Here is a 7,302-nt window from a genome sequence, read left to right as displayed (position 1 = left end):
GACACCTGAAAGGTGCTCCTTCCAGCGGATGGCTACGGGTCTCAACACCTCGTATCATCCCAGGCCAGGAGCACCTTTCGCCATTCATTCCGCCGGTCGAGACCACACCCCCGTGAAATCTCGAGGCTAGGGGTCGCCGCCACGCCCTTGCCCCTCCAAGACCGTCGCGTCGAAATTGACAGGAGCACCAACCCATGACCGTGGTTGCTTTGACTGATCAGAGTTTCGGAAGCGTGGTCGCGACGACCGAACTCGTCGTCGTCGACTTCTGGGCGAGCTGGTGCTCTCCCTGCCGCGCCTTCGGTGCGATCTACGAGAGGTCATCCGTCGAACAGTCACACGTTCTACACGCACGAGTCGACATCACTACCGAGCTCCAGGCTGCGCATGTCGCACGCGTGGCCGCCGTCCCGGCCTGCTGGGGTACCGAGACGGCGCACGAGTCTTCAGCCATACCGGCACGCTTTCTGAACCAGCGCTTGCTCGCATCATCCAGGCACTCAACGAGAGTCGTCGCTCGGGTGCCGGCGTCGAGGCCGTCTCGAACGCCGCCGACATGGAACTCGATCCTCTGGAGCAAGAGCACACTCATCCGGTGATACCCCCCGGTGGTGAATGACCGTCACAACGATCGGGTCCGACCGCAGCACGTAATCAGCCGCCCGCGGGTGGCGACGTTGACGACGCCGGGAACCTTCGCGGGCCTCAAAGCCGAACGCTACCGAGGCCCGCCTCGCGAGTCCGTCACGCCTGGTCTCGGACGGAGAATCCGGCGAACGCGTTTACCAACGTGTCGATTCGCATCTCCGCCCCGCTGCTGACGGCCTCACTACGCCGCTCACAGGTCGCCGCGACCTTGCGCAGTCCCGCGCGATCGAGGACTATGTAACGGGACCATGGAGTCCAATACAGTTGCTTAAGAGAGGACCAGAGATGGCAACGATAGACGTAACAGACGAGAACTTTCAGGAGGTCACGGGCCGCGATGGGATCGTGATCCTCGACTTCTGGGCGACCTGGTGTGGTGCGTGCCGAGCGTTTGCCCCGGTGTATGAGGCCGCCTCCGAAGAGCACCCAGACATTGTGTTCGGCAAGGTCGATACAGAGGCTGCGGCTCAGCTGTCGTCGGAGATCGGCATCCGTGCATTGCCTACCGTGGCGGTCTACCGCGACTCGATCAGGGTGTTCTTCCAGGCTGGCGCACTGCCGAAGCCGGCGTTGGCGGACCTCATCGCTCAGGTGCGAGGGCTGGACATGGAGCAGGTCCGTGCCGAACTCGACAACCACCAGCACGAGCCGGGTCACGTTCACGCGTAGCCGCCGCGGTGCGAAGCGAATTGGTGACGGGCGGTCCTCGTCGCGCGTCGCCGAGCGGCAGTGCACACGAAGGCCCGAATATCTCGACGGGAGCCTCAACGATGGACGTAGATGGGCACGCAAGCGTGGGCGGCGTGCTTCTCGCTGCAGCTGACGCTTCACGCCTCGGCTGGACAGAGCGCTCGAAAGCCCCGATCAGTTGGCGCGATGTCTGACATGAGTTTGCCAGTCCGTATTGGCGATGACGCGGCCGTTCTGGACCTCGTCCCGCTGGCCTCCGATATGCCCACGGTCGAGGACCTGCGGATGGTGTTGGCCGCATACCGGATCAGAGGAATGCTCGGTTTCCGCTCACGCAGAGCAGAAGTGGCACGCATACGCCGGGAGGTCACTGGCGCGGTGCACTCTGTGCAGCCGCGGACGGTGGTGATGGTGTTCGAGGGTGCTGACGGCGCCTCACGGCGACGTGTGGACCGCATCGCACGGCATGTCACCCGCGACATTAGCGTGGCAGCGACCAACGCGGTCGGGTCCGACACCACGGTGATCGGGCTCGTTGTCATGACGGGACAAGAGCGAGATCTCGCCGCGACTTGCGTGCGGCATGTCGCCGTGGAACCGCCCGAGCGCGGCGACGGTCTCGTCTTTCACGCCGCCGACCTCCGGCGCGCGAACATCTACGAGCTCATCGAGGAGGCCGTTGTTTGATGGAGACCGCGTTTAGCACGAAGGCGAGGGCCGACGCTCCGTACGCTGGGGGAAGCCGATCATGAAGCATGGTGACGTCGTCCTCGCCGAAGACATTGCCTACGCGGTGACAAGAGGACCTCTCCGATACGCAGACGGGGCGACACAGACGTTCGACCCCGCCGGCGGCACTGTGTATGTCGAGTATGGGCGGTCCACTCGCGGCGAATGGTACCTCGACGCGACGGGGCGTTTCTGCTCTTTCTGGCCTCCGAGCTACCGGGCCTGCTATGAAGTTCGATGGATCGTTGAAGACCATCTTGTTGCTGGGCTCAGCTTCCGGAATGGGTCGTACGCCGCGGAAGGGCGGTACGAGACGCCCATGCTCGACGAGCTTGTGATGAACGAGCTGCAGGTCTGGGCCGACGACGGCGGAGCTCACTAGCCGCTTCCCTATCGACCGGGAGGGTGTGTTCACCGTGGTGAGCACACCCTCCGCCTTTGATCAGATCGCCGCATGCGCCGCGCGAGGCGGAAGCACCCAACCTGCACGGGGGAAGTGACAGGTGTAGCCGTTCGGATACCGCTCCAGGTAGTCCTGGTGCTCAGGCTCTGCCTCCCAGAACGGGCCTGCCGGCTCGATTGTGGTCGCGACGCTGCCCGGCCACAGGCCGGAGGCGTCCACGTCTGCGATGGTGTCGCGGGCGGTCTTCTCCTGCTCCAAGGTGACGGGGAAGATCGCTGAGCGGTAGCTGGAGCCGATGTCGTTGCCCTGGCGGTTGACGGTGGTCGGATCGTGGATCTGGAAGAAGAATGCCAGGAGATCACGGTAGGTGGTCCTGGCGGGGTCGAAGACCACCTCCAGCGCCTCTGCGTGACCGGGATGACGATGGTAGGTGGCGTGGCTGTTGCGACCGCCGGTGTAGCCGACTCGTGTCTGCAGCACGCCTGGCTGGCGGCGGACCAGGTCCTCCATGCCCCAGAAGCAGCCGCCGGCGAGAACCGCCGTCTCTGTGCCGGGTGTGCGGGTGATCTGGCCGGTGTCGTGGATGCCACTGGTCATGATGCGTTCTCCTCGGTGGTGTCGGTGGTGTCGAACAGGGAGTGGTACTCGCCGTATCCCTGTGCCTCGAGCTCCGCTGCGGGGATGAAACGGAGTGCGGCCGAGTTCATGCAGTAGCGCAATCCCCCGGCGTCGGCGGGGCCGTCGTCGAAGACGTGCCCGAGATGACTGTCGGCTCCTGTGGATCGGACCTCAGTGCGCTCCATCCAGAGCTTCCGGTCGGTCTTGGTGTGGACGGCGTCCGACTGGATCGGTCGGGTGAAGCTCGGCCATCCGGTGCCGCTCTCGTACTTGTCGGTGGATGAGAACAGGGGCTGGCCCGAGACGACGTCGACGTAGATGCCTGGCTCGTGGTTGCTCCAGTACTCGTTGCGGAACGACGGCTCGGTGCCGTCCTCCTGGGTCACGCGGTACTGCATCGGGGTGAGACGGCTGAGCGCCTCGGACGTCTTGGGGTAGTTACTGCTGGGCACGATTCCTCCGATTCTGCCGCCGCTGGCTTGCGGCGTCACTGGAGATAACGTCGGAAGTGGACCTTTTGGTCCCGATATCCTGGAAGCCTGCTGTGACTTTCGTGACGTTGCGGGGCGTCCTTCTCGACTCTAGGAGAGCTTCCCTTCAGCATCTCGCGCTCGCACGGGGTGCTCGCTGAGGATGGAGATCCTGTTGAAGATGTTGATGGTGGTGGCCACCCATTCGGCGCTGATGAAAGTTTCCTGGCCGAGGGTGTTTCGGGCGGCGAGGAGGTCGGCTTTGCTGTCTTCGCTCAGCGGGAGCGTGGTCGCTGTCTCGGCGACTGCGAGCAGCGCTGCTTCCCGGTCGCTGAAGAGCGTGGATTCCCGCCATGCCGGGAGCAGGTCGAGCTTCTGCTGCGGCACGCCCAGCTTCCGGGCTTGCCGGGAGTGGAGGTCTAGGCAGAAGACGCATCCGTTGAGCTGCGAGACGCGGATCTTGATGATCTCGCCTTCCGCGGATGACAGCCCCGTGCTGAGTGGTCTCCTTGGAAATGGCGCTAGCGAAGGTCGTCGCTGCCTTCCACGCATCGGGAAGGGCTTTGTCCATGTACGGGAGCGAGTGTTCTTCGAGATGAGTCATGGCTGCCTCTCGTGCGGCTCAGTGCCGTCGCCCGTGCCTGCGTGAGTGGGCGTTGCCGGGGAAGGTGGGATCGACGACATCTGCGTACTCGGGATGGGAGTGGACGAATGCGGTGGCGAATGGACACGTCAGGGTCACGGTTCGGCCTTCGGCGCGAAGCTTGTCGAGGACGCCGCCGAGGAGCTTGCCGGCAAGCCCTTTTCCGCGGAACTCAGGAAACACGGATGTCGCGAGCAGAGTCACCCGATTGCCGGTCTCGGCGTACAGAAGTCCCGCGACGGTGCGGTCCTCGATGCGGAGTTCGTAGACCGATGCGCTCTCATTGTTGGCGATGTTCGTGACTTTGGCGAGCGAGTCGGCGGTCCCGGACATGTCCAGTTCTCCGAGCACCTGATCGGTGCCTCGCAGCGTGACCATGCCCTCCTGACTGCTGTCCATGTGTGTCCTGTTTCCGGCGCGTTCGTCTGAGGTTGCCTGAGGTCCGACGTCGCTATGCTCGTGTGTCCGTCTCGGTTCGGCTCGGCAGCACCCAGTCGGGGCGTTCGAAGTGGCACGTGTAGCCGTTGGGATACGTGATCAGGTAATCCTGGTGTTCGGGCTCGGCTTCCCAGAACGAGCCGGCGGGCTCGATGGTGGTGACGGCCCTCCCCGGCCACAGACCGGATGCGTCGACGTCGGCGATCGTCTCGCGGGCGATCTGCTCCTGTTGCATGGAGGTGGGGAAGATCGCGGAGCGGTAGCTGGTGCCGTAGTCGTTGCCCTGGCTGTTGAGGGTCGTGGGGTCGTGGACCTGGAAGAAGTAGGCGAGGATGTCGCGGTAGGTCGTCTGGGTCGGGTCGAAGACGATCTCAATCGCCTCGGCGTGACCGGGGTGGTTGCGGTACGTGGCGTGGTCATTCTCGCCTCCCGTGTAGCCGACCCGCGTGTCAACTACGCCCGGCTGGTGGCGGAACAGGTCCTCCATGCCCCAGAAGCAGCCACCGGCGAGGATGGCGGTCTCGGTGTCGGGATTGCGGGTGATCCTGCCGGTGTCGTCAACGCCGTCGCTCATGCCACAACTCCTGTCGATTCGGCATCCCCATCGAACAGGGATCGGTACTGCCCGTATCCCTCTTCCTCGAGGGATGAGGCCGGGACGAAACGCAGGGCTGCGGAATTCATGCAGTACCGAAGCCCGCCGGCATCGTGCGGACCGTCGGGGAAGACGTGGCCGAGGTGGCTGTCCGCACCGGTCGAGCGCACCTCGATTCGGGGCGTGGTCAGCTGGTGATCAGTTCTGGTTTCCAGAGCTTCGTCGTCGATCGGCTTGGTGAAGCTGGGCCAGCCTGTGCCGCTGTCGTACTTATCGTTCGAGGAAAAGAGCGGCTGCCCGGAGACGATGTCGACGTAAATCCCGGGCTCGTCGTTCGCCCAGTATTCGTTGTCGTAGGCAGGCTCGGTGCCGTCCTCCTGCGTGATCTGCCGCTGATGTTCCGTGAGGCGGTTCAGCGCCTCATCGGTCTTGGTATAACCCTTGGCGCTCACTGTTCCTCCTCGTTGTGGCGGTCGATGCCTACAGTAGGCCAGTATGGACCTTAGAGTCCATAGTGGTCATGACTCGGGTCGCCTGGTGACTCGACACACCAGGAGTAGGGAGTCCTTCGATGAGCGACACTCGTGCGAGCTCTCGGCCTCCATCGCGGTGGGCTGACGGTGCAGCATACGAAGGATGGTCGAGCTGCTCGACCGACGACAGCGCGCGCACTGAGACCACCAAGCACGAGAAAGCCCGGCACTTGGTCACCACCCCGGTCTTCGCGCACCGCACGGTGCAAGCTTCACCGCAGGGACTCGGTCCTGAAGGGGGCGGTGGGGCTGGTGCCTAGGCGCGGAATGAACAGGTTCGGTCCAGTGCTCGAGAACGTGAGCTTCCGGAACACGCGATTCGACCCCAATCGGACCAGTTTCGGACGTCTGGCGAGTGCGATGGCTGCGGCTTTCGGATACTCCGCCGAGCTGCCCGGTGATCCACGGTTACTGCAACTTCTTCGGCTGCGGGTTGCGCAGCTCAATCCCTGCTCGTACTGCCTCATACTGCACACCGAGGTCGCGACCAAGATCGGTATACCTTCGATCGTCATCGCTCACCTCCCGTCCTGGCGTGAGAGCACGATGTTCTCGCCACGAGAACGCGCGGCCATGTCGTACTGCGAAGCTCTCACCATCTTTGACCAAGGGAAGTTTGCCGCAGCGCACGACGAGTTGCGCACCCACTTCACGGAGCGAGACGTCGCAGAAATGGCCGCGGTGATCATCAACATGAACTTGTGGACCCGCCTGAAGCTCGCGCAGGGAGCCGTCCCCGTCGACTCAACAACCCCACGGGGTGGCGAAGTGCTCAAACCCGAGACAGGCTTGCCGTCATGATCTCCAGGATCCGAGGTCTGCTCGACGTGCGGCTCGCGGGTATTGCTCTGGCTGTCGAAGATCTCGAGAAGTCAATCGCCTGGTGGGAAGAAGTGCTGGAATTCGAGCTTGTCAGCCGATCCCGCGTCGAGGCCGTCGGTGCAGACGCAGCGATCGTTCGAGGCGCCGGCATATATATCGAGTTGCTCGAGGCCCCTGGTCGGTACCGCATCGACGCGCTCTTCGCGGACCCGCCGAATCACCTCCTCCCAGTCGGGAATAAAGCACTTGTGTTCGAGACGGGAGACATCACGAAACTCACCGCTGAGCTCGAGGTCCGAGACGTGACTTTCGTGTGGAAGAGCGTGGATCTTGGCCCGGCGATCGGCGTCGGTACGGCGATTCGGGACGGTGAAGGAAACCTGATCAGCTTCATACAGAAGATCCCGCGCACAACCGAGCATTGATCTTGAGGCCGACGGGCCGCCATTCACTCCTCGCATTCCGGAGGCCTCCAAGGCCGATGCTCCCGTGCGTGGCAAGCATGTGAACGATCGAAGCAACATACGACATGGGGGGATGTGACAGGGATGCTGAGTCACACACTTTCCACGTGACCGTGAGCGAGTGAGCCGCCCCCTTCATTCGGTCCGGACGCTCTGTGAGTCGTCGGTTTCCATTTGATGGGTGCACTTTCGAGCGTACTCGGCTGGGGGTAGGTAGCCGAGCGAGGAGTGCCGGCGGTGGTGGTTGTA

General features: G+C 63.4%; 12 protein-coding genes. 6 read left to right on the top strand and 6 right to left on the bottom strand.

Annotated features, from left to right (window positions below):
- The first annotated feature begins 194 nt into the window (after nt 1-194).
- From P0D62_RS19240 to P0D62_RS18710, 4 genes are all read left to right on the top strand, one after another.
- Nucleotides 195-599 (top strand): thioredoxin family protein, encoded by a 405-nt coding sequence (locus tag P0D62_RS19240; RefSeq protein WP_406708284.1) that lies wholly within the window; start codon nt 195-197, stop codon nt 597-599.
- A gap of 334 nt (nt 600-933) precedes the next feature.
- On the top strand, nt 934-1,317 hold the full coding sequence (locus P0D62_RS18720; RefSeq protein WP_135010944.1) for a thioredoxin family protein: 384 nt from the start codon (nt 934-936) through the stop codon (nt 1,315-1,317).
- Between the two features lie 216 nt (nt 1,318-1,533).
- Nucleotides 1,534-2,025, top strand: a complete 492-nt coding sequence (locus P0D62_RS18715) for a hypothetical protein (protein WP_275704048.1) — start codon at nt 1,534-1,536, stop codon at nt 2,023-2,025.
- Nucleotides 2,026-2,086: 61 nt separating this feature from the next.
- Nucleotides 2,087-2,449 (top strand): hypothetical protein, encoded by a 363-nt coding sequence (locus tag P0D62_RS18710; protein ID WP_200829468.1) that lies wholly within the window; start codon nt 2,087-2,089, stop codon nt 2,447-2,449.
- Nucleotides 2,450-2,509: 60 nt separating this feature from the next.
- Here P0D62_RS18710 and msrA (P0D62_RS18705) read toward each other — a convergent pair whose 3' ends face one another.
- The 6 genes from msrA (P0D62_RS18705) to msrB (P0D62_RS18680) all read right to left on the bottom strand — a co-directional run bounded on the left by msrA (P0D62_RS18705) (nt 2,510) and on the right by msrB (P0D62_RS18680) (nt 5,686).
- Nucleotides 2,510-3,067: a peptide-methionine (S)-S-oxide reductase MsrA gene (msrA, locus tag P0D62_RS18705; protein WP_135010942.1), complete on the bottom strand. Its 558-nt coding sequence runs from the start codon at nt 3,065-3,067 to the stop codon at nt 2,510-2,512.
- A complete protein-coding gene (msrB, locus tag P0D62_RS18700; protein ID WP_135010941.1) occupies nt 3,064-3,540 on the bottom strand; it encodes a peptide-methionine (R)-S-oxide reductase MsrB in 477 nt (158 codons plus the stop codon). The genes msrA (P0D62_RS18705) and msrB (P0D62_RS18700) overlap by 4 nt, the downstream gene beginning before the upstream one ends.
- A 129-nt stretch (nt 3,541-3,669) precedes the next feature.
- The gene (locus tag P0D62_RS18695; protein ID WP_200829467.1) at nt 3,670-4,110 is read right to left on the bottom strand and encodes a carboxymuconolactone decarboxylase family protein; all 441 of its coding nucleotides are present in this window, start codon (nt 4,108-4,110) and stop codon (nt 3,670-3,672) included.
- 70 nt (nt 4,111-4,180) lie between these two features.
- Nucleotides 4,181-4,600 (bottom strand): GNAT family N-acetyltransferase, encoded by a 420-nt coding sequence (locus P0D62_RS18690; RefSeq protein WP_135010940.1) that lies wholly within the window; start codon nt 4,598-4,600, stop codon nt 4,181-4,183.
- Nucleotides 4,601-4,652: 52 nt separating this feature from the next.
- A complete protein-coding gene (gene msrA / locus P0D62_RS18685; RefSeq protein ID WP_135010939.1) occupies nt 4,653-5,213 on the bottom strand; it encodes a peptide-methionine (S)-S-oxide reductase MsrA in 561 nt (186 codons plus the stop codon).
- Nucleotides 5,210-5,686, bottom strand: coding sequence for a peptide-methionine (R)-S-oxide reductase MsrB (gene msrB, locus P0D62_RS18680; protein ID WP_135010938.1), 477 nt, complete (start codon nt 5,684-5,686; stop codon nt 5,210-5,212). The genes msrA (P0D62_RS18685) and msrB (P0D62_RS18680) overlap by 4 nt, the downstream gene beginning before the upstream one ends.
- A 348-nt stretch (nt 5,687-6,034) precedes the next feature.
- Here msrB (P0D62_RS18680) and P0D62_RS18675 point away from each other — a divergent pair, with 348 nt between their 5' ends.
- Both P0D62_RS18675 and P0D62_RS18670 read left to right on the top strand, forming a co-directional pair.
- On the top strand, nt 6,035-6,568 hold the full coding sequence (locus tag P0D62_RS18675; protein WP_275704047.1) for a carboxymuconolactone decarboxylase family protein: 534 nt from the start codon (nt 6,035-6,037) through the stop codon (nt 6,566-6,568).
- Nucleotides 6,565-7,014 (top strand): VOC family protein, encoded by a 450-nt coding sequence (locus P0D62_RS18670; RefSeq protein WP_135010949.1) that lies wholly within the window; start codon nt 6,565-6,567, stop codon nt 7,012-7,014. The genes P0D62_RS18675 and P0D62_RS18670 overlap by 4 nt, the downstream gene beginning before the upstream one ends.
- Nucleotides 7,015-7,302: the final 288 nt, after the last annotated feature.

This window comes from Tessaracoccus caeni (genome assembly GCF_029211185.1).
Taxonomy (GTDB): Bacteria; Actinomycetota; Actinomycetes; order Propionibacteriales; family Propionibacteriaceae; genus Arachnia; species Arachnia caeni.
Note: the sequence above shows the minus strand (reverse complement) of the source record. Positions and strands in the feature narration are given on the sequence as shown.

What these genes read in the sequence shown, in the direction of transcription:
- P0D62_RS19240 (WP_406708284.1), top strand. Translation starts at nt 195, where the DNA reads ATGACCGTGGTTGCTTTGACTGATCAGAGTTTCGGAAGCGTGGTCGCG.
- P0D62_RS18720 (WP_135010944.1), top strand. Translation starts at nt 934, where the DNA reads ATGGCAACGATAGACGTAACAGACGAGAACTTTCAGGAGGTCACGGGC.
- P0D62_RS18715 (WP_275704048.1), top strand. Translation starts at nt 1,534, where the DNA reads ATGAGTTTGCCAGTCCGTATTGGCGATGACGCGGCCGTTCTGGACCTC.
- P0D62_RS18710 (WP_200829468.1), top strand. Translation starts at nt 2,087, where the DNA reads ATGAAGCATGGTGACGTCGTCCTCGCCGAAGACATTGCCTACGCGGTG.
- msrA (WP_135010942.1), bottom strand. Translation starts at nt 3,067, where the DNA reads ATGACCAGTGGCATCCACGACACCGGCCAGATCACCCGCACACCCGGC.
- P0D62_RS18695 (WP_200829467.1), bottom strand. Translation starts at nt 4,110, where the DNA reads ATGCGTGGAAGGCAGCGACGACCTTCGCTAGCGCCATTTCCAAGGAGA.
- P0D62_RS18690 (WP_135010940.1), bottom strand. Translation starts at nt 4,600, where the DNA reads ATGGACAGCAGTCAGGAGGGCATGGTCACGCTGCGAGGCACCGATCAG.
- msrA (WP_135010939.1), bottom strand. Translation starts at nt 5,213, where the DNA reads ATGAGCGACGGCGTTGACGACACCGGCAGGATCACCCGCAATCCCGAC.
- P0D62_RS18675 (WP_275704047.1), top strand. Translation starts at nt 6,035, where the DNA reads ATGAACAGGTTCGGTCCAGTGCTCGAGAACGTGAGCTTCCGGAACACG.
- P0D62_RS18670 (WP_135010949.1), top strand. Translation starts at nt 6,565, where the DNA reads ATGATCTCCAGGATCCGAGGTCTGCTCGACGTGCGGCTCGCGGGTATT.